We start from the raw sequence: 24,225 nt of genomic DNA on the forward strand, positions 1-24,225 counted from the left end.
ATTTATTCATAGAGCATGGCCTGCACAGCCTCATCTTCCAGGTTATCTCTGTCGGCCCAGATATAGCCCGTGTTGACTGCCGCCTCGTTGCCGATCTCCAGTACGGTACGCGCCGCGGCTACAACCGTGGCATATCCCATGCCGAAAGGATTCTGGACGATCAGTCCGTCAATACTGCCGTTTTCCAGGCCTTGCACCTGATCACTTCCGGCGTCAAACCCCATCAGGACAATATCCTCTGTCTTATCCATATTTTCCAGAACATTTGCTCCGAGCGAAACAGCGTCGCCATTTGTCGCAAAGCAGCCCGCCAGCTCCGGGTGTTTCTGCAGATAGTAGGCGATCACGTCCTCATCGCTCATCTCCTCCGCCAGAGTATTGATATCCTCAAGCTTTGCCCTTGCGGTTTCAGACATGCTCTCTCCGTCATCCGCTGCTTCTCCATCAATTCCCGCACTGTTCTCCGTATCTGCTGCACCCGCACCCGCATCCGCACTGTCCGACGCATCGGCTGAATCCTGGGTTTCGCCCTCCGCAGACGCCTCTCCGGCCGCCGCGGCTGTCCATGTCTCCAGCTCTTCCTGTGTCACGCCCAGCTCCTCGGCCGCAGCCTGTCTTTTCAGGCTGTCAAGCTGATCCATATAAAGCGTCTCCACGACAGTGACGCCGGGATGATTATCCGCGATCTCCTGCTGGAATGCCTGTGCTCTCTCTCCTGCATTCGCAGAAACCGAGTCCTGGACGAGAAGCGCCACTTCTCCGCTCTCTCCGATCGCCTCGCACAGTTTCGCAGCGCCTTCCGCCGCGGCTGTCTGATTGTCTGTCATACAGATGCACTGTATCCCCTGATAACTGTTTCCGGAGTCAAACGCCACGATCGGGATCCCGTTGCTGATCGCCAGATCAAACTGAACGGCCGAAGCATTCTCATCAATGCTTGCGATGGCGATCACATCCGGATAGCGCGCCATCTCTTCGTCGAGAATATTGACCTGCTCGTCGATATCTTCCGATCCGGAAGGCGCGTTAAACAGAACTTTGATTTCATCGCTTCCCGAATATCCGAGTCTCTCGTTGATATCATCGGCCGCCTGTTCCACACCGGCTTTCACCTGCTCCCAGTATGCGCCGTCGTCCCGCTTTCCAATCACCGATATATATGTTCCCGGCTCCAGATCCAGGTCGTCTATGCTCGCATACACAGACGGGCTGATCGCATCCAGGTTTTCCTGCCATTCCGGCTGCTCTACTTTTTCGCCTGTAAATACATTTTCCTCTTCTGCCGGCGCGCAGGCACAGGCGCCTGCTGCGACACATATCGAGAGGACTGCTGCTGTTATCTGCTTTTTCATTTCTGCTCCTCCACTGACGCCGGTACGCGCAGCGTATAACATTCCTGCTCCTGCTGTCCTGCAGCTGCATATCACCCGTTTATCTGTGCATATCAGCGTTTCACTGTACTATAATACACCAATTCATGGAAAAATAAAGTGAATTTTTCCTTAAATTTTGCATTTCCGATATGTTTTCTCCTCAAAGCGTATCTGTTCAGACCGCGTCATTCTCAAAGCGGAACTGATACAGCACATTTAATTCAGAGGTATTTAATTTAGAACACTTAAAGCTCTTGTATAATCACTTTCAATGTATTAAAATGAAAACAGCGGAAAAGGACAAGATCCTTTTCGCAATTCAGAAAAGGAGGATACATACTATGGCACACGTAATTAGTGACGAATGCGTAAGCTGTGGTTCTTGCGAAGGCGAATGTCCAGTAGGCGCTATCTCCGAAGGCGATGGCAAATATGAGATTGATGCTGATGCTTGTGTAGACTGCGGAGCATGCGAAGCTGCATGTCCGACAGGTGCTATCTCAGCAGAGTAATAATAGAAAATCGCAAAGTGATCACACGCAGAACACCGTTCCTTTTCCGGAGCGGTGTTTTTTTGTCACAATTTAACGAACGATTCTTCCCTCCCCTTAAGCACCCCTGTGCTATAATGACCTTAAAGTTTAAAGGAGGTATAAATATTAATGGGCGAGGTCAGATTTATGATTTCCGAAGCCGCGAAAAAGGTGGAAGTTGAATCCCACGTCTTAAGATACTGGGAAGAAGAACTGAACCTGACAATCGGGCGCACGGAAATGGGCCATCGATATTATACGGATGATGACATTCAGCTCTTTCGCTGCATTAAGAAACTGAAAGACGAAGGGATGCTCTTAAGAGATCTCAAGCCTCTTATTCCGGAGTTAAAAGAAACGCGCCTGAAGTTGAGATCCTCCGGAAACGAATCTCCCGCTTCCGATAAATCAGATCAATCAGAGCCGAAAACGGATCATGACAAAGCTGAACTGAAAGCAGTCCCGGACGATACGGACACGGCGGACAATATCATGATCTCCTTAAACCGTGCAGACCAGATGCGTTCTCTGATCGGCAACGTTTTCCGGGAAGCGCTCACTGAAAACAACGATGTGCTGAAAAAAGACATCAGCAGTACCGTGACCGCTGATGTCATGCATGAGATGGATTTTCTCCTGCAGGCCAAAGAACGCCAGCAGGAAGAGCATTTCCGCAGACTCGACACTCTGATCCGCCAGCAGCAGGCGAACCGGAGAGAAACTGCCAGAGTCAGTCCGCTCGGAAAGCTCAAAAAAATATTTACATAGTCCGCAGCGCATCGACAGATGCACCACCGCCCGCTCCGTCCGCTTACTGCTGCTGCCGCAGTTCATTGCCGAAACGTGTGTACTGCGGCATCCACGCAAGCCTCACGGTTCCGATCGGGCCGTTTCTCTGTTTTGCAATAATGATTTCCGCGATGTTCTTATCTTCCGTATCCGGGTTATAATAGTCATCGCGGTAAATAAACATACATACGTCGGCGTCCTGCTCGATCGCTCCCGACTCACGCAGGTCGGAGAGCATCGGACGCTTGTCGGTTCTCTGCTCCACCGCACGGCTTAACTGCGACAGAGCGATCACGGGAACATTGAGCTCACGGGCCAGTCCTTTTAAGGAACGGGAGATCTCGGAGATCTCCTGCTGACGGCTCTCGTTCTTTCTCCCGCCGCTTCCGCTCATAAGCTGCAGGTAGTCGATGATAATCAGATCAAGTCCCTGCTCCAGCTTATATTTTCTGCACTTTGAGCGCATCTCCGAGATCGAGATACCCGACGTATCGTCTATGATCATTCTGGAATTTCCGATGGTGCCTGCACCTTCGATCAGTTTCTCCCAGTCCGTATCTGTCAGATTTCCCGTTCTTAAAACCTGGGCGTCCACGTGGGACTCCAGAGAAAAGAGACGGTTTACGAGCTGTTCCTTTGACATCTCGAGACTGAAGATCGCCACCGCCAGATTCTGGCGGAACGCCACATGCTGGGCGATATTGAGCACGAACGCCGTCTTTCCCATAGACGGTCTCGCCGCGATCAGCACCAGGTCCGAACGCTGAAGCCCCGACAGCTTGTAATCCAGATCGATGAATCCGGTTGGGATTCCCGTTACATTTCCTTTTGTCTTGGACGCTTTCTCGATCACATCGAGGGCATTCAGAACAACCTGCTTTATCGGAACATACTCCTGAGAGTTTCCGTGCTCTACAAGTTCAAACACCTGTTTCTCCGTCCTCTCCAGAATCTCTTCCAGAGGCTGGTTCTCAAGATAACAGGTGTTGGCGATTTCTTCATTGATTCGGATCAGTCTGCGAAGAATCGCCTTGTCTTTGACGATCTCCGCATAATACTTCACATTCGCGGACGTCTGCGTCCCCACGAGAAGCTCCCGGGCATATTCCATGCTGCTTACTTCCGGGGGAACGTCCTTTTCCTTGAGATGCTCCTGAAGGGTAATCAGATCAACCGGCTTTCCCGCCCGGAACAGATCGACAACGGCGTCAAACAGGATGCCGTATGCCGTCTGATAGAAGTCCTCGCCCGTGAGTATCTCCGACGCAGTCATGACAGCGTCCTTATTCATCAGCATCGCCCCGAGCACTGCCTGTTCCGCTTCAATGCTGTGTGGCGGTATCCGTTTCATTGCCGCTTCCATATCCATAGCGAATATCCCCTTACGCTTCTTCTTTTACAACCACTTTCAGTTCCGCGGTGACTTCCGGGTGAAGTTTCACTTTTACAATATGTGTTCCAAGAGACTTGATGGGCTCTTTTAACTGGATCTTTTTCTTGTCCACCGCAAGTTTCATCTGATCGCTGACTGCCTCCGCAATCTCCTTGCCGGACACCGACCCGAAGGCACGTCCGCCCTCTCCTACTTTGATGGACAGTTCCACCTGGCCCTCAGCCAGCTCCGCAGCCAGCTTCTTCGCGGCGTCAAGGTTCTCCTGCGCTACTTTTTTCTCATTGTTCTTCTGAAGCTTCAGGTCGTTTAAGTTCTTTCCCGTAGCCTCAACACCCATCTTCTTCGGCAGAATAAAGTTTCTGGCGTAACCGTCGTTCACACTGACGATATCGCCCTTTTTCCCGAGAGATTTTACATCCTGCAGTAAAATAACTTTCATCTTCTATATATCTCCTTCCTCAATCATCTGGTCTATCGTCGCTTTCAGCGCACTGATCGCCTCCGGCATATTTGTATGGTCGAACTGTGCGCCCGCGGAGTTGATATGTCCGCCGCCGCCCAGTTTCTCGGCGATAATCTGCACGTTCACCTCATCGATGGAGCGTGCGCTCAAATAGATCTTGCCCTCATACTCTGTGAGCACGAAGGACGCCTTGATGCCGCTGATATCCAGAAGCTCGTTGGCTGCCTGCGCTCCCAGCACGGTCGGACTGTCAATGTCGCTCGGGCACTCTGCAATGGCAAACTCGTCGCGGTAAACCTCCGCTTTCCGCATTGCCTCCGCCTTTGCCCTGTATGATTCCATGTCATCCCGGAACATCTTGCGCACGCGGGTGATATCCGCACCGCATCTGCGCAGGAACGCCGCGGCCTCGAAAGTCCGCACTCCTGTCCGGTTCATGAAGTTTCTCGTATCAATCATAACGCCTGCATAGAGGCAGTCTGCCTCCACAGACGGGATTTTCACGTCATCTGCAATGTACTGCAGCACTTCCGCAACCATCTCGCATGTTGACGAAGAATACGGCTCCACATAGGAGAGAACTGCGTTCTCAATCACATTGCTGCCCTGCCGGTGGTGGTCAAGCACAGCGATCATCCTGGATCGTTTGAGAAGCTCCGGGCACTCCGTCATCTGAGGCTTGTTCGTATCCACCACGATCACCATTGTATTGTCGGAGATGTAGTCGAGCGCCTGCTCCGATGTCAGGAAAATATCGTCCTCGTACGCCGGGCTCTCCGCGATCTCATCGTAGAGCGGACGCACGGACTCGGTCACAGTGTTGATGACAATATGCGCCTTCTTCTCCAGGCTTACCGCCGCCCTGTAAATTCCCATGCATGCGCCGAAAGAATCCGGATCCGCGATTTTGTGCCCCATGACCATGACCTGATCCTTTGTCACAATAAACTCACGGAGTGCCTCCGCCTTGACGCGGGCCTTTACACGGGTATTCTTTGCGGTCTGTTCTTTCTTTCCGCCGAAATAGGTGATACCGTTGCAGTCCTTGATCACGGCCTGATCGCCGCCGCGCGCCAGCGCAAGATCAATCGCCACACGGGCATACTGATAGCTCAGAGCGTAAGTCGCCGTGTTCAGTCCCAGACCGATGCTCAGCGTGGCTGAACGGGCATTTCCGATATTGACCTGCTTGACTTCCTCGAGAAGGGAGAACCGGTCCTCCGCAATTCTTCTGTAGCTCTCCTTGCGGATGACGATAAAGTATTTATCCTTCTCCATCTTCTTCACGATACCGTCCACATCACCGATATACTTGTTGATCTTCCTGTCAATCAGTGCCACGAGCAGTGACTGGCGCACCTCCTCGACACTCTCCATCACTTCGTCATAGTTGTCGATATAGATCAGTCCGGCGATCATCCGCTGGTCTTCATTCTCGCGGATGTAGGCGTTCAGTTCCGTCACATCCTGCAGCGATACCGCCACAAAGTATTCTTCCTCCGCAGGGATCTGCAGAAGTTCCTCTTTCTCGCTGAACCCTTCAAAGGACACTCTTCTTAGCTCGGCCTGGTAGTTTCTGTCCCTGTAAGTCACTTCCAGTTCCGAGTGTCCGATATCCCCTTTCGGGAATACCCCCGGATAGAGCTCAGGTATAACCCTGTGAAGATATTTTTCTTTTCTCGGTCCCTCCGACAGAGCGGCGAAAGCGTCGTTCATCCAGAGAATACGGCCGTCCTCCAGGACGACAGCATAAGGAACCGGCAGTTCTTTGAGAAGCGTATTCTCAATCCCCTTGTACTGCGCAGAGAACTGAATCAGGTCCGCCAGGATCAGAGACCGGTTGTAAAAATACAGGCCGCAGGCAATTCCCAGGTAAAGCACGATACATACGGTCATAATCAGACCGGCCTTCCGGTCGATCACATACAGCCATATGTCCATTGCCACAAGCAGAACTGTCATAATGAGCGGCCAGTTCATGTACATCCTGAGCTGGCCTTTTAAACGCATTCTGTTCTTCTTTTTCATACATACTACCTCATCCGCACCCGGTTCGGGGCGCGCACAACGATTGTTTATGAAAGCTGATAAAACCAATCTGCCAACGTTACAATGATTTATTATACCATCTTTTCAGATTATATTCCACTATTAAATCAAAGCACAGACTTCCGTTCACCTGCCGCAGTTTCTTCTCAGAAATTCAAGCGCTTTTCCCGCATCTTTCTCAAAGTTTTCCGTATATGCCTCACAGCTGATCCGCCCGTTATATCCGATTTTTTCAAGCGCCAAGAAAAACGATGCGTAATCCGCCTCGCTCTCATCCGCGGGGAACGCTCTCCCTGCCGGATTCGCAATGTGCGTATGGCACAGTTTTCCCCTTCCGAATTTCAGAAGGTGCTCTGCCGGCTCCGCCTCCACGGCCATGTGATAAAAATCCACCAGCATTTTCACTGCCGGCGACGCGACATCTGCCGCCAGGCGGCATCCTTCTTCATAGGTGTTGATCAGGTTACTCTCTGCTTTCCGCACCGGTTCAATAAGCACTGTAATATGATGTTTCTCCGCAAGCGTTCCAAGTTCTCTTAAAAACTCTGCCAGACGTTCATATCCCTCTTCCGGGGAAACGCCCTCCGGCACGCTTCTGACCGGCCCGCTTCCGAATCCGGTGTACTCCACGCCCAGCGCCTGGGCGCGCTCCAGTCCCCTTCCGGCATATTCAAGCGCTTTCCGGGGATCTGCGTCTTCCCCGATGAGCCGAAGCTCGCCGGGGCAAAAATTGTTGCACGTCTCGCAGCGGACTCCCGAAGCGTCCACCGCCCGTTTCAGCTCTCTGAACTCCTCCGCTCCCATCGTGGAGATCTGGGCCAGCGGCAGTTCCACATAATCATACCCCAGCTCTGCCAGGGTATGAATCTTTTCAATTCCGGTCCCGCCGGGCTCTGACGCGACCATATTCAGACAACATCCAAATCTCATAATCTTCTCTCTTCTCAGCAGGTTGCTCCGCCCTTCATATGCTTCTGCGCCCTGATATTCTCCTCTTTTCTTTCCAGCAGATCGTCGGACAGTAGCTGCTCCTGCACGTTCTCGAACCCGATCCTCGCCACCGTATCTGCAAAACGCTCTCCGGTGATTCCCTGCTCGCGGAACAGAAGGATCGCCTTTTCCACAACAGCCAGCACCTCGTCCTTATCGGTAAACACCTTGTCCAGATATCTGCCCTGGGCCACTTTCTTGCCCCAGCGTCCGCCGATATAGATGCGGTATCCGTTCGTATAGTCTTCCACTGCATGGAACGGACATTTTCCTATACACCTTCCGCAGTGATTGCATGCGCTGTCATCAATCGTGATTTTTCCGTCTGCAAGCTTCGCCACCTGGATCGGACAGTTGTTCTCGACCTGACATACTTTGCACCCGCGGCATTTCTCCAGGTCAATCTGAGGCACTCTCTGCCCGATAATTCCAAGATCATTAAGATCCGGCTTCACGCAGTTGTTCGGGCATCCGCCAACGGCAATCTTGAACTTGTGCGGAAGCTTCACTTCCCTGTATCCGTGGTAGAATCTCTCGTGGATCTCCTCGGAGAGGGCAAAGGTATCGATCAGTCCGTACTGGCATGTCGTTCCCTTACAGGATACGACCGGGCGCACCTTAGAACCGGTTCCTCCGGTCTCAAGTCCTGCCTGCATCAAATACTCTCTGAGCGGCTCTATATTGTCGAACGGAACCCCCTGAATCTCCATTGTCAGACGGGAGGTCATCGTCACCTCTCCGCTTCCGTATTTCTCTGAAGCTTCCGCGATCACTCTGGCTTCTTCCGCCGTGATCTTTCCGTTTCTCGTAATCACACGGCCGTTGAACTTATCCGGTGTCCTCTTATCCTTTAAGAATCCCAGCGCCTTTACCCGGGTCTCCTCCTCTTTGGACACCGGAGCATCTCCGTTTTCCACCTTCACATCATTAAAGAATGTCGCGCCTTCAAGAACCACCGTATTCTCATAACCGTAATAGCGCATCCTGTTCTGAAGGAAGTAGGCTCTTCTGCCTCTCGCACAGACAAGGAGCAGCTTTTCCTTTTTGTCAAGTCCTTCAATCTCGCCTCTCACCTGCGCAAGGTTCACATAGAACGCCCCGCGGATCGCAGGTTCAGGCTGCACGTCTACCACACGGTATCCTTTTGCCTTTCCCGCCGCGTATTCCGCCGGAGTCATGCTGACAAAGGTGCCGTCCAGCTTGTTTATCAGCACATAAACCGCCTGCACGAACGGGTGGATTGCCGTGGAAAACGGCGGTGCATACGCGAAGTCCGCGTTCTCAAAATCTTCCAGCACGGCGCCCATATTGATGCCCATCACCGCGATGTCGATCATCTTGTCCACTTCTCCCGGGCCAAACACCTGAACTCCGAGCAGTTTCCTCGTCGCCCGGTCCGCGATCAGCTTTGTGATAAAGAACGAGGAATCGGGATAATAGTGCGCCTTGTCGTCCGACGGCACAAGCACGGTCTCTACGTCGTACCCTGCTTCCCTCGCCTGTTCTTCGGTAAGTCCGGTTCGCCCGACATTCAGCCCCGGCAGCTTCACAATTCCGGTTCCGAGCACGCCGGGATAGGACTTCTGCGCTCCCGCAAGAATCTGCGCGAGAGTACGTCCTTCCATGTTTGCAGAAGATCCCATGGGCGACCACTGCCTCTTTCCCGTAATCCGGTTTGTGACCATCACGCAGTCGCCCGCCGCATACACGTCTTCCAGGCTTGTCTTCATCTGATTGTCCACAAGAATCGTTCCCTTGGACATCTCAATGCCGGAATCGTTTAAAAACTCCGTATTCGGCCGGATTCCGGCAGCCATAATAAGCATCTCGCAGGCAAGTGTTCCCGCTGACGTCTTGACTCCGCTCACCCGTTCTGTCCCGAGAATCTTCTCGGCACTCGTTCCCGTGATCACGCGCACCCCTTCATTGAGCAGATGCTTTTTGGCGTAAGCCGCCATCTCAGGATCCAGAATATTCGGAAGGATCTGCGGTGCGAAATCGATCACTGTCACGCTGATTCCCTTTGCCTTTAAGTTCTCGGCTGCCTCAAGTCCGATAAATCCGGCGCCGATCACAACCGCCTTTTTCACTCCGTTTTCGTCCGCGTATGTACGGATTGCTTCCGCGTCGTCCGGAGTCCGCATTGTAAACACGCCCGGCAGCTCCGCCCCCTCAACCGGGAGTTTTGACGCGGACGCCCCGACCGCGATAACAAGTTTGTCGTAGGGACAGGCCTCCGTGTTTCCGGTCTGCACATCTTTTACCGTCACTTCTTTTTTCGCCGCGTCGAGGGCCACCGCTTCCTTGCCCGTGCGCACTTCCACTCCGGTGAGTCCGGAATATTTCTGCGGGGTGTTTACAATCAGTTCGTCCCGGCTTTCGATCATACCTCCCACATAGTAGGGCAGACCGCAGCCTGCATAGGAGATATCCTGATCTCTTGTAATGACTGTCACCTCAATGCTTCTGTCCTCTCTCTTTAATTTTGCCGCGGTTTTCGTTCCCGCTGCCACGCCGCCAATGATCAATACCTTCATGCGTTTCCCTCCTCTTCCTTTTTTTCTGCTGCAGAAAACAACTCTGGATCCGTTTAATCCGCACACATCCGATTCTGACTTAAGTATACCTCTTTGAGACCATATGTCAATAAAGCAAAACAGCACCGATCCGCTGGAAATGGATCAGTACTGTTCACATTCTCACGTATATACCGGTATTTACATATAATAATATCCCTGTCCGCCGCAGCAAAGTCCTCCGCTGCAGCAGATATTGCACAGAATGTTCGCCGCGCACAGCTTGATGCAGCAGCTGGAATCAAATGTTCCGTAGTAGCCGAACGGGCTCTGCCGCTGCTGATACCAGCTTTCACCGTTCTGAAGCCGCTGAAGCAGCATCTGGTACTGCGCATTGTCAGGCTCCAGCCGGACGGCCTCCTTTGCGTGCTCGAGCGCCGTCACATTATTGCCCAGCCCGGAATTGGCCGAGGCGCTGTAGAAATACCAGAGTGCGCTTCTCTCTTTTATTCCGTTCAGGACATTGAGCGCCTCGCTGTAGTGCCCGCTCCTGATATAGTTTGCCGCAGCCCGCAGATGGATGTCCTCCTCTGTCTGGCCCGCATTCTGATTTCCGCCCGTGCCCTGGTTACCGAACGGATCGTAGCCTCCAAAGCCTCCGAACCCTCCGAACGGACCATAGCCGCCGAACGGGCCGTAATCGCTGTAATCATTGTATCCGCCATATCCGCTTCCGGAACTGCCGCTTCCTCCGTAGGACGCTCCGTTTCCGGCGCCGGCAGAGGAGTACCCTCTCTGGCGTTCATCCATGATCTGCTGATACGCCTGCTGTATCTCTTTAAATTTTGCTTCTGCCTCCTCTTTATGAGGATTGTTGATATTCGCATCCGGATGATACTTTCTGCTCAGCCTTCGGTAGGCTTTCTTGATCTCATCCTCAGATGCGTTTCTGTCCACACCGAGTATACTGTATGGATCTGTCATGTGTTCCTTCTCCCTCCGTTTTCCGGTTATCCGACGGCGTCAGCTCTTTTTAATAAAAGTAGTGCCGCACTTCGGACAACGGACTTCTATCTTTCCTTTTCCACGCGGTATTCGTATCTTCTGTCTGCAGGACGGACATGTATATATATGATATATTCTGCGCTGCTTCCAGATATTTTTCTGGTTCTGGAAAAAGTTTCTTATCCCTGAAGTTTTGGAGAGGAACGATTGATTTTCCGCATAACGCTTTGAAATGTTTTTTGAAAACATCCTGAAATAACAGTAGATCACCATCACCCAGCCGAGCAGGTATGCAGCCGACCCGAGCACACTGCTGCCAAAGAACAATGACACAAACACAAGGACAAGTCCTGCGATAAGAAGAAATCTGGAGAACTGGTCCACCCCGTATCTTCCCTGCATAAAACGAGCTAATCTTTCTTTCATATTCATCCATCCTTCTGATATTGCCGGCGCCGGCACGTATATACCGGCGCCCAAATGTGATACAGGATATATTTTCCTCCGTTTTTCCCTCAAAGTCAATTAAAATCCTATTAATTATTCAGAATGTTGCTGCAGACTTCCTCTGAAATCAGGTAAACAATTCTTGAATCGTTAATCATCACATAACGGTTTCCATCTTCGTCGCTTCCTCCCATATACATTGTAAGAAGCTGTTCTTCATCGTCCTCGGTATATGTCACTTCGACCGTTGTTCTGGATGCCTCATCAAGACCAAAGCCCGCCAGGTCTTCATCTGCCACAGAATAATCCGCCGCGTCCGTCAGATCCACCGCGCCAAGCCCTCCGGCAATTGCCGCGATATCCTCCTCCTGCTCTTCATCTTCACTGTCATAAGTTGTTGTCTCGCCATTCTGTGTAATCACCTCTTTTACAAGATTGCCGCTTCCGATGCTCGGAAACGAATCAAGCACAGCCATATCCGAAAGCTGGTAATTCAGATCGTCAATCAGTGAACTTGCAACTGTATATACACTGTCAGTATCTCCTGTCGTCACATAATAGTCCCCGTTGGCTGTATCTCCAAAATAGATGGAAGTCACATTTCCGTCAGTATCTGTGTATTCAACAGTATATACCGGTTCGTCAAGCCCGTAGGCTGCCAATTCATCCCCATCCACGAGCTCACGCTCGGCAGTGATATCTCCCAGCGCCTCGGCGAAGTCTTCCGGGTAGGTCTGGTTCAGCGGGAAATCTCTGTCAGGCGAATAGTACCATGTTCCATCCTCTTTTACCAGTTCAATGCTTCCGTTTCCCACGTCAAAACTGATTGCGGTGATGTCCTCAGCATCCGTCTGCGTCACATGGACGACTGCCGCTTCCTCCTCTTCTTCCTGTTTTGCTTCCTGTTCGCTGTTCCACGACTGAAGCGCGAAGTAAATAACCAGAAGCAGGACAAGCACCCCTGCAAGAATAATCACTCCTCTTTTTCTCTTCACTACGCCTTCCTCCTTCTGAACCATACAGCGAACCCTGCGATCAGAATCACAGCCGGGATTCCGAAGATCATAATCATGCTGAAAAGCCCTGCATGCTGTACTGTATTATACTCCACACTTAAGCTCTTTGCCTCAATCGACAGATTCTGTACGCCCTCGAAGTTTGCCGTCACCGCATTCATAAAGAGCTGTGTATTCTCAAGCTGTGAGAAGGAGTCAGTAATGCCCTGATCGATAAGGCTTCCCGCTGTGATAACGGTAAGGCGGCTCTCCGCAGTTTCCTCACTCTCCTCACTCTCCTCACTGTCTGCTGACGTATCGGATGAATCCTCATCTTCCCCGGATGAAAGTGTTACTGTCTCGGTGGCCGTCGCGCCGATCGCATAGGAGCCTTCAGTTTGGGCATCCTCTGTAATTGCATACGCCTGGTCAGACGAGGACATAAAATCTGTCACGCTGATCGTATCTCTTTCCGGGTCTGCCAGATTCATTCCCTGCGCATAGGTAAGAAGTACCATCTGGGTGGAAATGCCTTCCGCCATATCTCCCGATACAGAAAGTTCCGGGAAAATATAGAAGTAATTGCCCTGATAGCACCTGGACGGATCTGCGATATATCCGTTCACCGGCTCCATGCCGTATTCTGTAAGGATACCGGAAAGATTTGCAAGCTCAGATGCGCCGGTTTCCCCGAAAATCACCATAATCTTGCCGCCTGATGCCAGATAATCCCTGAGCATCTGCGCCTCATCCTCTGACAGATCCGCCGTCGGCGCATACATAAGCAGAAGATCACAGTCTTCCGGGACAGCAGTCTCCATCAGCAGATTTGTCTCTGAGAGAAGATAGTTGTTTTTATCCAGCATATCAGTAATTGTTGAGGAAAGCTCTCCCTCCCCGTGTCCTGTCGTCTGGTAAATCGTCCTCTCCACATCGTTTGTCACATAGTTCACGGCGCTTGTAAGCTGCCCCTCTCCGTCAAACGAGGTATAGCTCATGCTGCCGTAATAATAATAAGAATACTCGTCAAACACAAGGATATCATCAAAGGAAACTGTCGTCGTCTTTCCCGTATCCGCGCATGAGACAACAATCGTATCCTCCGAAGCGTCGTACTCTGTAAGAGCAGACGGATGCAGCACCGGGTCAATCCATTCAATATTAATCTTATTCGACAGCGCGTCATACTTGCTCAAAAAAGTCCGGATTCTCTCATCCGTCTCGTCCCTTACAGCCAGCACGGTCATATCTACATCCGACTCAAGGCTGTCAAGAAGTTCTGTTGTTGTATCCGAAATATCATATATTTTCGTGCTGCTCACATCGAGGTTGCGGTACGCTTCCGGTATCTGTCCGACAATCAGATTAAACACAACAATTACCGCAATCACAAGTACTGTCACTCCGACACTGTAAGATCCGTGCTTTGTCCCTGAGGTATGGAAACTGTTTTTCAGTCCTTTTACGCCCTTTCCCCTGCCAATGCTTTTTATGCTTTTTAACTTATTCATGTTTTTGTCCCTCCTAACTCCAGCGTCTCTTCTGAATCGACTGTACTGTGAGGAACACAAACACAGCGATAAATGAAAGATACAGTGCAATTCCGGTCAAATCAACAATACTGTTGTCCGTAATGTCTGTAAATACAGAGGAAAGCGCCAGTCTTCCAAGAAGGTTTGTGAGCAGATTCTCATACATCTCTGACTTCACAACATAGACAATAATGGCGGCAGCAGCACCGATAATCTCAAGTCCTCCCACAATGGCCACATTTCCTGTCATATTCCATATATAGAATACTACAACCGTGAGAATAATGATTACACCTATCAGCCCGCTCACGGCTGAACTCGGCAGCATAGTAAGAATTGCTTCCCACAAATACAGCACAATCAGCACGCCAAAACTGCTGATAAACGCGATCATCTGGCTCTCGGTAAGCGATGACATAAACATGCCGATGGCGGCGTACACACATCCCAGCAGGAAAAATACACCGATGGAAATATAATCAATCGTCAGATATGCCGTTCCCTGCGACATGATAATCAGAGGAAATGCGCAGAAAATAATATTCGGTATTGCAATAACCGTCACCATGGCAAGATACTTGCCAATCACGATTTTTGCCAGGCTTACCGGCGCTGTGAGAAGAAGCTGATCTGTCTTGTTCTTACGTTCCTCCGAGAAGCTTCTCATGGTTATCAGCGGGATTCCGACGATAAATACAAGCTGAGATCCCGAAAGTGTATAGGAAAAATAAGGATATCCCGAAACCATGTTGTAAGCCATAAAATAAATTCCCGTATATGCGATCAGGAACGCGATAAATACGCACCCGACCATAGACTGAAAATATGATTTCAGCTCCCTTTTATATATCGCCAGCATTGTTCTTATCCTCCTCCCATTTCTTCTGCTTTCTGAACGCTTCCGGAACCGTCTCTTTCTGCGTCAGTTCCATAAATACGTCCTCAAGGCTGGTTCCCGCTGTCTTAAGTGTCAGAAGCGGTACGTCGGCCGATGCAAAAGCACGGAATACACGTTCTCTTACATCCTCGTCTTTCTTCTGCCGGATCATAACATTTGAGATGCCGTTTCCGCCGGCTTTGATCTCCATCATCTCAATCCCGGGCACATTTTTCAGAAGGAGACGGATCTCGGAAGGAACCGCTCTCGTCTCAAGTTCTACCGTACTGTTCTCGCCTAACATCTTTTCCAGATTCTCGGGCGTATCGCTGGCGACCAGCTTACCTCTTGATATAATCAGTATGTAGTCACAGACTTCTCTGACCTCCGCCAGAATATGGGAGCTCAGTATTACCGTATGTTTCTTTGCAAGCTTCCGGATCAGCTCCCTGATCTCTATGATCTGCTTCGGGTCAAGCCCCACCGTCGGCTCATCGAGTATAATCGTCTCCGGAAATCCGAGCACGGCCTGTGCAAGACCCACTCTCTGCCTGTATCCTTTGGAAAGATTTTTGATCAGACGGTTTTCCACATCTCTGACTCTGACCATCTTCTCTACTTCGGTTATCTCATCCTCTCTTTTTTTCTTCGGTATTCCTTTTAACTCTGCCGCAAACCGGAGATATTCCCGCACTGTCATATCCATGTACAGCGGCGGCTGTTCCGGAAGATAGCCGATATGCTTTTTCGCCTCCTCCGGTTCTTTTAAAATATCATGCCCGTCGATCAGTACCTGCCCCTCGGTGGCACCCAGATACCCGGTCATGATGTTCATTGTTGTGGATTTGCCGGCGCCGTTGGGACCTAAAAAGCCATAGATCCGCCCTGCTTCAATCGTGAAGTCCAGGTGGTCTACGGCCAGATGGTTCCCATATTTCTTTACCAGATTCCTCACTTCGATCAAGGTCTTACCCTCCTAAACATATATTTGCACTAAGCACGTTTAAAAAGGTACCAGAATTGTGTGAAGGTTCTGTGTTGTAAGTGTGACAAAGCTTTGTATCTCAGCGCCGGTCCAGAAGGGGCAATGCGGCCGGTGAAGACTTCCTACCGCAGCATGCACTCGTGCAGCTCTTCCCGCTCGATGCCCTGTTCCTCCATAAGCCCGATCAGCGTCTCCCGGCAGGAAAGCGGCGCGCACCAGGCAAGGCCGCACCCGGCTGATATCTCTCTCGGCACGGGAATCAGCCTGCCGGGAGCGTCTTTCTCCCGGCAGGCTTTCTCCATGGCCATGGCGTCCGCCGTTGTGTGAAATGTGACTACAAGTTTCCGTTCTTTCTTCCTCATTGCCATCTGTCTTTCCCGCTCTTTCCCACTCTTTTCTACTCGATCACAACAGCAAAGCCGTCATCCGTCTCTGTGGATGAAGCCTTCTTTCCGTGGTCTCTTGCATACTTTTCCACGTTCATCCTCTGGTGGGGTTCCGACACAAGCACCCGTACCGGCATCTCCCCGCTTTTCAGTGCGTCCTCCGTGAGCATAACCGGCTCCGGACAGGACAGCCCTCTTGCATCTACTTCTCTCATATCTGTTCTCCTCCGAATCTTCTATCTGCCCTCGCTGCGCCTGTTTGTAAAGGCGATCACAAAGCATACGATAATACAGATAACAACTGCGACCTGTCCCGCGGGCGGCACGGCTCCGGCCGTCACCTCCTGCGTCTCCGCGTTTAATGCTGTCGCACTCGCCGCAAGGCCGAAATTATGCGCCATCGCAGCTCCGATAAACATTCCCAGCACCGTTACCGCCGAGTCGGACGATCCCTGTCCCGCAAGAATCAGCTGGCGCAGCGGACAGCCTCCCGCAAGCACTGCCGCGAATCCGACCGCATACATTCCGAGGATATTCCAGAGATGCTGTGAGTGCGCGATAATGCCCGGCGTGTCAAACGCCGGAATGAACCGTCCTGTCGCCGCGTTAAAGATCAGCATCACAACAAAGAATCCCCCGATAATGGTCAGAAGATCAAAGTTTCTCATCAGGATCACATCGCGGATGCTTCCTGCAAAGCACATTCTCGACTTCTGCGCAAAAACACCGAAAATCAGTCCTCCCGCAAGGGAGAGAAAGATCGGCGCGTGCATGCTTCCCGGTCCGCTCTGGCTGCTCTTTAAAAGCGTCGTCGCAAGCGCTATCACAAGGATTCCGAGCATAAGAACCGGAAGCACGCCTCCGCTTGCCCTGTTCGTCATATGTGCGCGTCCGAGACTGAACCCCTTCTTCAGCGCAATCACCCCGGTGCCGACTCCGAGGATGAATCCGATCAGCGCCACCCATGCGTTCAGGTCCCCCGCCGACATACGGATAATCATGCGAAGCGGGCAGCCGAGAAACACAAGTGAACCGATTGCAAGGATCATCCCGAGAACAAATCTGGTCATCGGGGAAGATCCCGCCATGGAGCGGTATTCCTTCGTTGCCGCTGAGATCAGAAACGCTCCCAGCACAAGACCGATGATCTCCGGTCTTGCATACTGTACAGTCTCGGTCTGATGAAGTCCGAGCGCGCCTGCCGTGTCTCTGATAAAGCACGCAATACAGAACGCCATGTTGGCCGGGTTGCCGAAATACGCAAGGCAGGCGGCAACGAGTCCGCAGACCACGCCTGAGAGCGCAAGTTTTTTCTTCGAATCTGTTAAGTTCATTATAATTCCCTCCTGCTGTTTCCTGTCCGGAAACCGGCATGGGCCTTTCCCCTTCACCTCCTGCATTCCGGGGCATACTTACCGGCTTTTATTCACATGCCAGTTCCCGCACTGCCCTTATGGCAGTATCGACTTCCTCTTCTGTGTTGAAATACGAGAAACTGAACCGCACCGCCCCCTGCTCCACAGTCCCGAGCGCCCGGTGCATAAGCGGAGCACAGTGGGCTCCGGGCCGGGTCACGATCCCGTATTCCATATTCAGCTCATCGCTGACTTCCGAAGAGTCATAATCCCGGATGTTTAACGAGACAATGGCAGCTCTGTCATCCGTGTCAAAGTCTCCGTAAACCTTAATTCCGGGAATTCGGATAATACCCTCATAAAAACGGCGCATCAGGGAAAGCTCTCTCTTCCTTATCTCATCCGTACCTTTATCCATGATCCACGACACCGCCGCGCCCAGGCCGGCAATCCCGTGTCCGTTCAGCGTTCCCGCCTCCAGCGCGGCAGGCATCCGGGACGGATGGCGGGGATTGTATGTGTCCACTCCGCTTCCTCCGGACAGAAGCGGCCGGACAGAGAGACCCGGTCTGACGTACATGCCGCCGGTCCCCTGAGGTCCCATCAGCCCCTTGTGCCCGGTAAAGCAGAGGACATCAATTCCAAGCTTCTGCACATCAATCTCACACGCTCCGGCTGTCTGGGAGGCATCCACCACAAACAGCAGCCCGTGTCTGCGCGCAGTCTCCCCCGCCTTCTTAAGGTCAATCATATTTCCCGTCAGATTGGACGCGTGAGTGCAGACAATGGCTTTTGTATTTTCACGCACCGCAGCCTCCATCTCCGCAAAGGAAATGCGGCCCTTCTCATCACATCCGAGAATGGTAAGTTCTGTCCCCCTCTCTTCGCACTCCCTCAGCGGCCGGAGCACGGAATTGTGCTCAAGCACTGTTGTAATCACATGGTCCCCTCCGGCAAACAGTCCTTTTATGGCAATGTTCAGACTCTCTGTGGAGTTTGCCGTAAAGACAATCTGATTCGCATTCTCCGCGTGAAAAAAACGCGCCAGCTTTTCCCTCGTATCATAGATAACCCGTGACGCATCGAGCGCCGGACGCGACGCACCTCTCCCGGCATTTCCCATCGTGTCAAACGCGGCCATCACCGCCTCTTTCACCGCATCCGGTTTGTGAAGTGTGGTAGCGGCATTGTCCATGTAGATCATAATATTCGCTTCCTTTCTGCGTATCTGCCGTTCTCTTTTCTTCTCTGTCCGTTTCAGACCCGTCCGGGTATTATCCGTTAATCTCAGTATAATTCCCCGGCTTTTTTGCGTCTAATTGAAAACTGCGATAAAAGGCTCCCGCTTATAGATCTTTTCTATAAGTGAGAGCCCCTTTCCTTCTGTATCTCCGGATACATCTTTTTTACTGTCCTGATCAGTTTATCCGCCGCGGGAAGACTCGGATAATCCGCGTCAAATACAAGATTGATATTTCTCTTTCCGCCGCTCTCCCCGAGAGGGAACGCGAGCAGTTTCCCGCTCTTTATCTCTTCCTCCGCTGCCAGACGGGAAAGAATGGATATCCCCATGCCGCTTCCTACCGACCGCTTGATCGTCTCCTGGTTTTCGATAATGGCGGCAACTTCCAGATCCGCCATGTCGATCCCCAGCTGTCTTAAAATCCGGCTGGTCTCCTTTCTCGTCCCTGAGCCTTCCTCCCTGAGGATCAGCGGCTCTTCCCTGATCCAGCTTCCGATCCTGCTGCCCTGCCGCTCTTTGAACCGCGCAAGAGCCGGCGCGATGACGACCAGTTCATCCTGATAAAAGGGGATATATGTACACCCGCCCTTTTCGAGGACGGTTCCTGTAAATCCCACATCTGCCCTGTGGGACAGAATCATATCAACCACGCCCCCGCTGTCCGTCTCGAAAAGCTTCAGCCGCTCCCCGGGCCAGCTCTCCCGGAACGCAGACATGATCTCCGGGAGGAGGTACTGGGAGGGAACGGTGGACGCCGCGATCCTCAGCACACTCCCCGCCGGTCTTTTGTCAATTCCGAACCGCTCATATATCTTCTGCTCCAGTTCCAGCATCTGCCCGGCGTAGGCATACAGTTCCTTCCCGGACTCGGAAAGCGCCACTCCTTTTGTATTTCTCACAAGGAGACATGTATTCAGCTCCTTTTCCAGCGAAGCGATATGCGCGCTCACTGTCGGCTGCGTGAGATAGAGCTGTCTGGCAGCCGCGGAGAAGCTCTTTGTCTCCGCCACCCGCACAAACGCTTCAAGCTGTTTTAAGTTCATCTGATACTCACCTTTTCGCGCAGGCAGATCCTCGGGTGATCTGTCCCGCTCTCTTTCACTTTTCCGACCACAGAGACCTTTGTCCCCAGATCCGCCCGCTCAAGAGCCTCGAGCATCCGCTCCGCCTCATCTGCCGGCACCGCGAACAGAAGCCCGCCCGACGTCTGGGGATCACTCAGAAGATCCACATACACTTCCTCAAGTGTTCCCGGATCAAGCAGATTCTGTACATGACGCTGGTTGCGGTAAGCGCCTCCGGGAATAAGTCCCATCTCCGCGTATTCTTTCGCGCCTTCCATAAACGCGATGTCACCGGCGCCGATCTCAATCACCGCCCCGCTGGCGGACGCTATCTCGGAACAGTGCCCCAGCAGGCCGAATCCGGTCACGTCCGTACAGGCATGAACCGTAAACTTCTGCGCTGTCTCCTTCGCCTTTCTGTTAAGCGAGGTCATGACACGGATTGCCTCTCTCTCAGCCGCTTCTGATGCCATCTGAGCCTTCACCGCAGTATTGACGATACCGCTTCCGAGCTGTTTGGTCAGAATCAGCACGTCCCCCGCACGGCATCCGTAATTTTTATATACCCGGTCCGGATGGACAAGTCCCATGACGGAAAGTCCGTACTTCGGAACGTCGTCCTGGATGGAGTGGCCTCCCACAAGGACAGCGCCCGCCTCCCGGACTTTGTCTGCCCCTCCTCTAAGGATCTCCCCCAGCACATCCGGATCCACGTTCTCCGGAAAGCACACGATGTTGAGTGCGATCTTCGGCTCTCCTCCCATCGCGTACACATCGCTTAATGCATTGGTCGCCGCAACCTGCCCGAATGTATACGGATCATCCACAACCGGGGTGAAAAAGTCAAGTGTCTGGATCGCCGCGATCTCATCCGTAATCCGGTAGACCGCCGCGTCGTCCGAAGTCTCAAATCCCACGATCAGATCCTGATCGCTGAACTTCGGCAGTCTTCCCAGCACTTTTGAGAGAGTGTCCGGCCCGATCTTTGCCGCGCATCCCCCGTGTTTTGCAAACTGTGTCAAACGGATTTTCTCCATTTACATACACCTCCTACGGACGGATCACACTGACCGCATTTTTTAATGTCTCTACAATACTGTACATATTCGTGACGCTTCCGATCGCCAGCTTCTCCTTGATTCCGTAGAAGTCAAGGCATGTTCCGCAGGTCATGATCTCCACGCCCATCTCTTCCAGTTTTCTTAAATCGTCCAGACTCTCGGAACCTTCCACGGTAAGTTTCGCCCCGCCGTTGTAGAAGATGATTTTATCCGGCAGATCGTCAAGCTGGGTCACCGCAAACAAAAAGCTCTTCATCAGGATATGCCCCAGTTCATCGCTTCCGTCGCCCATCCGGTCAGAAGACACCGCCACCACAGTGCCGAGGCATGTGGGGCAGGCTGCATTTCCGCTCTGCGCGCCTGTTCCCTGTGTATTTTCTCCATTCTGCGCGCCGGCCGCCGTTCCCCTGCTGTCTTTCGCAGTTTTCGCCGCCTGTGCCGCCTCTTCCGACACGGTGATGAGCACGCGGTATTCCTTTTCCCCGAGCTGCTCCGCGGCAACGTCCGCTCCGGAACTCTTTGCCATCTTCGTTACATTTTTCATCGCAGTCTCATTATCCACAAGCACTTCAATCTCTCCGGGCCCGTTCAGTTCTCCCAGAGCCTTCTTCGTCTTTACAACCGGTATCGGGCAGATATCTCCCATGGCATTTACGGTCAGCATATCGTCATCCTTCCTTTCTCCGTCACTTCTGCGTCTCCTCTGTACTTAAGAGCCGTCTCAATGATTAAGCCCGTATCCCGCACTCTGCAGGCCGCGGACTTCCCTGTAAATTTCAGTATAGCACACAGGGACATCCCCGTCCAATTTTATTCGGTAACAGACAAGACTACTGGCACAGAAAAAAGCTGCCGCTTAGGGAAATATTCCCCTAAAAGCGGCAGCCTTTGCTGCAAACTGTATTCTTCTGATCTTCTGATCAGCTTTTCTTTCTGTTAACCTCTTTTTCCTCTCCGGACAGCACCCGCTGCGCATGCCGCTGCTGCCGCCATGCATACTGCCCAGAGCAGAACGTTTGCGTCATCTCCCGTATTCGGTGATGCAGAGTCTTTCTTATCCGCCTTATTTCCGTCTGTCTTATCTCCGCTGCCGCCACCCGGCTTATTCTGGTCTGACGGGTCCTGCGGCTTTGTCGGGTCTTCCGGCTCCGGATCTTCTTTCATCTCTTCTGTGTATACTGCATAGTCTGAGAAGTGGGTTGTCGTAAACGTCACGACACCATCCTCATAGACCGTCTTCATATCCTCCGTCTTTCCGTCCTCTGCCAGATATACCGTCTTCACGACCCGGTTCTCCAGATCTTCCGCTTCGTACGCCGCACTGATCTGAGCCTCTCCGCCGAGTTCATGCAGAGCAGTCACTTCTTCGTTCCCCTCTGCGTCTACGTTCACGGCCTCAAGCGTTACCCGGAGTAAAAGAGCGTCATCTGTCAGCGCCTCAAGGGATGCGCTCTGCTCCTCTGTAAGCATCTCCTCATCCGCCGGCTCTGCCACGATCCGCAATTCCTCATATCCTTCCGCTTCTGCCTGCGCTGCCAGAGTTTCCACTGCGGACACGCTCAGGCTCACATCAATATTCTGCTCTGCTTCAAGCAGGATTGTCTGCTCTTTTCCGCATGCTTCACATCTGTATGCAAGGAGTTCATCATCGTCCCCTGTGACTTCTTTCCACTCATGTCCGGCTGCCGGAATCTCTTCCGTCTTCACACTGCCGCACACTTCACATGTATACTCCATAACGCCCGGTTTTGTACAGGTCGGCTCTGTCTTCACTGTACCCGCGTCATATGTATGCTCTCCGGCTGCGCGGATCAGTTCGCCGCACACTGTACAGAATGAATCCTTCGTGCAGTCTGTATTTCCGTCCGGCGTATGCGGAAGTTTGTCTGTGTAATCGTCCTTCTTTTCCGATCCGCACAGCGAACAGGTATATGTCGTGTATCCTTCGCTTGAGCAGGTGGGCTCTGTCACAGCGCCTTTCACCCACTGATGGTCGCACTGCCAGCTCTTCCAGATATGAACCGTGTCCGCAATATATCCTTTCTCGAGTGCCGCCGGCAGATTCTCCTCTATATAGCCCCACTCGGAATCGACAACAAGCGATGGTGCGGACCATACATAGCTGCCGTCTTCTGATAATTCACCGTACAGCTTAAGGGTTCCGTTCCCGTTAATGATCATCTTCGGCGAAAGCGTATCGATATATGCGTCCTGCGACAGAGTAAGAGAACCTGTATCTGCCAGATTCACGGTACACTGGCCGCCGCCTCTCGCCTGAATATTGTTGATATTCAGATTGCCTGCGATATTGATCGCAGACGACCTGCCGTCAATCACTCCTGTATACAGGCTATCATTACATGTCACATCACTTCCGGCCGGAATCGTAAGACTGCTGTCATACAGTTCGATGATTCCGGATACTGTCAGCGTACCCGAAAGCACTGCCTGAGCATCCTCTCCCATATATCCGCCCCAGACGCGGATATCGCAGTCCAGCGCAGCCCCTTCACCGTGAACAGTACCGTCCAGTCTGAGACTTCCATTGCCTGTCACAGAAGCTCCTGCCTCAAGTTCCAGCACACTGTCAAGACCGATATATGTGCCATATGCATTCGTCTCCAGAACTCCTCCGTTCTTTACCGTCAGATTCGGGAACTGCTGGTGGTCCGTATCTTCATCGATAATAAAGCGGCCGCCGTTCTCGACTGTAATCTGAGCATGGTCATACCAGTCCGGAGAAAACATCTCCTGAATCTTTGCCTGGTTGCCCGAATGGTGCCATGTTCCGTAAATCGTAAGGCTTGACGTATGGGACTCCTCAATCGATACCGGGACAATATCCGGATGAACCGGTGCTTTGACGATAACTGTCACGTTTGACGGGATCACCCAGTCGCCGCTGAAATAGAGTTCCTTGTCAATGACCATTGTCACTTCCTCTTCCGGCCACTCAAACCCGTGCGTCGCGTCAATATCGAATCCATAATTTGCCCAGTCTTTGGCTTCCTCACTCTTTATCAGCCAGTCTTCCCATGTCGACACGGTATAGGGAGACGCTTCGGTCACCTTCACCGGGATCACACTCAAAAGCATCACAAGAGCGAGAGCCGCGCCGAGAATACCTTTCCTTTTCACAAAAATTCCCTCCTCACAACATATCTTAACT

The 24,225-nt window shown here is 52.1% G+C and carries 22 protein-coding genes; 2 read left to right on the forward strand and 20 right to left on the reverse strand.

Annotated features, from left to right (window positions below; genetic code table 11):
* Window positions 1–2: 2 nt before the first annotated feature.
* Window positions 3–1,352 (reverse strand): substrate-binding domain-containing protein, encoded by a 1,350-nt coding sequence (locus LKD70_RS00180; RefSeq protein ID WP_227706049.1) that lies wholly within the window; start codon window positions 1,350–1,352, stop codon window positions 3–5.
* A gap of 362 nt (window positions 1,353–1,714) precedes the next feature.
* On the opposite strand from LKD70_RS00180, the gene LKD70_RS00185 reads away from it, so the two are divergent.
* Both LKD70_RS00185 and LKD70_RS00190 read left to right on the forward strand, forming a co-directional pair.
* Window positions 1,715–1,885: a DUF362 domain-containing protein gene (locus LKD70_RS00185; RefSeq protein WP_009244075.1), complete on the forward strand. Its 171-nt coding sequence runs from the start codon at window positions 1,715–1,717 to the stop codon at window positions 1,883–1,885.
* Between the two features lie 150 nt (window positions 1,886–2,035).
* Window positions 2,036–2,674 carry a helix-turn-helix domain-containing protein gene (locus LKD70_RS00190; protein WP_227706050.1) on the forward strand — a complete coding sequence of 213 codons (639 nt, stop codon included), beginning with the start codon at window positions 2,036–2,038 and terminating at the stop codon, window positions 2,672–2,674.
* 43 nt (window positions 2,675–2,717) lie between these two features.
* Here LKD70_RS00190 and dnaB read toward each other — a convergent pair whose 3' ends face one another.
* From dnaB to LKD70_RS00285, 19 genes are all read right to left on the reverse strand, one after another.
* Window positions 2,718–4,064 carry a replicative DNA helicase gene (gene dnaB / locus LKD70_RS00195; protein WP_227706051.1) on the reverse strand — a complete coding sequence of 449 codons (1,347 nt, stop codon included), beginning with the start codon at window positions 4,062–4,064 and terminating at the stop codon, window positions 2,718–2,720.
* Between the two features lie 13 nt (window positions 4,065–4,077).
* The gene (gene rplI / locus LKD70_RS00200; protein ID WP_227706052.1) at window positions 4,078–4,527 is read right to left on the reverse strand and encodes a 50S ribosomal protein L9; all 450 of its coding nucleotides are present in this window, start codon (window positions 4,525–4,527) and stop codon (window positions 4,078–4,080) included.
* Between the two features lie 3 nt (window positions 4,528–4,530).
* Window positions 4,531–6,579 carry a DHH family phosphoesterase gene (locus LKD70_RS00205; RefSeq protein ID WP_227706053.1) on the reverse strand — a complete coding sequence of 683 codons (2,049 nt, stop codon included), beginning with the start codon at window positions 6,577–6,579 and terminating at the stop codon, window positions 4,531–4,533.
* 147 nt (window positions 6,580–6,726) lie between these two features.
* Entirely contained in the window at window positions 6,727–7,530 is an 804-nt protein-coding gene (locus LKD70_RS00210; RefSeq protein WP_227706054.1) for a sugar phosphate isomerase/epimerase family protein, read from the reverse strand.
* Between the two features lie 14 nt (window positions 7,531–7,544).
* Window positions 7,545–10,127 carry an FAD-dependent oxidoreductase gene (locus LKD70_RS00215; RefSeq protein WP_227706055.1) on the reverse strand — a complete coding sequence of 861 codons (2,583 nt, stop codon included), beginning with the start codon at window positions 10,125–10,127 and terminating at the stop codon, window positions 7,545–7,547.
* 180 nt (window positions 10,128–10,307) lie between these two features.
* Window positions 10,308–11,090, reverse strand: coding sequence for a J domain-containing protein (locus LKD70_RS00220; protein ID WP_227706056.1), 783 nt, complete (start codon window positions 11,088–11,090; stop codon window positions 10,308–10,310).
* A 39-nt stretch (window positions 11,091–11,129) separates the two neighbouring features.
* Window positions 11,130–11,537, reverse strand: a complete 408-nt coding sequence (locus LKD70_RS00225) for a zinc-ribbon domain-containing protein (RefSeq protein ID WP_227706057.1) — start codon at window positions 11,535–11,537, stop codon at window positions 11,130–11,132.
* Between the two features lie 110 nt (window positions 11,538–11,647).
* Window positions 11,648–12,553: a DUF4340 domain-containing protein gene (locus tag LKD70_RS00230; protein ID WP_227706058.1), complete on the reverse strand. Its 906-nt coding sequence runs from the start codon at window positions 12,551–12,553 to the stop codon at window positions 11,648–11,650.
* Window positions 12,553–14,064: a Gldg family protein gene (locus LKD70_RS00235; protein WP_227706059.1), complete on the reverse strand. Its 1,512-nt coding sequence runs from the start codon at window positions 14,062–14,064 to the stop codon at window positions 12,553–12,555. The genes LKD70_RS00230 and LKD70_RS00235 overlap by 1 nt, the downstream gene beginning before the upstream one ends.
* A 13-nt stretch (window positions 14,065–14,077) precedes the next feature.
* Complete coding sequence (locus tag LKD70_RS00240) at window positions 14,078–14,944, reverse strand: ABC transporter permease subunit (protein ID WP_227706060.1); 867 nt, start codon at window positions 14,942–14,944, stop codon at window positions 14,078–14,080.
* Complete coding sequence (locus LKD70_RS00245) at window positions 14,928–15,917, reverse strand: ABC transporter ATP-binding protein (RefSeq protein ID WP_407690873.1); 990 nt, start codon at window positions 15,915–15,917, stop codon at window positions 14,928–14,930. Before LKD70_RS00245 ends, LKD70_RS00240 begins: the two co-directional genes overlap by 17 nt.
* Before the next feature lie 152 nt (window positions 15,918–16,069).
* Entirely contained in the window at window positions 16,070–16,315 is a 246-nt protein-coding gene (locus LKD70_RS00250) for a DUF3343 domain-containing protein (RefSeq protein ID WP_407690868.1), read from the reverse strand.
* A 29-nt stretch (window positions 16,316–16,344) separates the two neighbouring features.
* Window positions 16,345–16,548 carry a sulfurtransferase TusA family protein gene (locus LKD70_RS00255; RefSeq protein WP_227706062.1) on the reverse strand — a complete coding sequence of 68 codons (204 nt, stop codon included), beginning with the start codon at window positions 16,546–16,548 and terminating at the stop codon, window positions 16,345–16,347.
* A gap of 21 nt (window positions 16,549–16,569) precedes the next feature.
* Window positions 16,570–17,733, reverse strand: a complete 1,164-nt coding sequence (gene yedE / locus LKD70_RS00260; protein ID WP_227706063.1) for a YedE family putative selenium transporter — start codon at window positions 17,731–17,733, stop codon at window positions 16,570–16,572.
* Window positions 17,734–17,755: 22 nt separating this feature from the next.
* A complete protein-coding gene (locus tag LKD70_RS00265; RefSeq protein WP_227706064.1) occupies window positions 17,756–18,892 on the reverse strand; it encodes an aminotransferase class V-fold PLP-dependent enzyme in 1,137 nt (378 codons plus the stop codon).
* A gap of 155 nt (window positions 18,893–19,047) precedes the next feature.
* Complete coding sequence (locus tag LKD70_RS00270) at window positions 19,048–19,974, reverse strand: selenium metabolism-associated LysR family transcriptional regulator (RefSeq protein ID WP_227706065.1); 927 nt, start codon at window positions 19,972–19,974, stop codon at window positions 19,048–19,050.
* Complete coding sequence (gene selD, locus LKD70_RS00275; RefSeq protein WP_227706066.1) at window positions 19,971–21,032, reverse strand: selenide, water dikinase SelD; 1,062 nt, start codon at window positions 21,030–21,032, stop codon at window positions 19,971–19,973. The genes LKD70_RS00270 and selD overlap by 4 nt, the downstream gene beginning before the upstream one ends.
* A 13-nt stretch (window positions 21,033–21,045) precedes the next feature.
* Window positions 21,046–21,720 carry a sulfurtransferase-like selenium metabolism protein YedF gene (gene yedF, locus LKD70_RS00280; protein WP_227706067.1) on the reverse strand — a complete coding sequence of 225 codons (675 nt, stop codon included), beginning with the start codon at window positions 21,718–21,720 and terminating at the stop codon, window positions 21,046–21,048.
* A 272-nt stretch (window positions 21,721–21,992) separates the two neighbouring features.
* A complete protein-coding gene (locus LKD70_RS00285) occupies window positions 21,993–24,194 on the reverse strand; it encodes a translocation/assembly module TamB domain-containing protein (protein ID WP_227706068.1) in 2,202 nt (733 codons plus the stop codon).
* Window positions 24,195–24,225: the final 31 nt, after the last annotated feature.

It is taken from the genome of Ruminococcus turbiniformis (assembly GCF_020687545.1).
Taxonomy (GTDB): domain Bacteria; phylum Bacillota; class Clostridia; order Lachnospirales; family Lachnospiraceae; genus Mediterraneibacter; species Mediterraneibacter turbiniformis.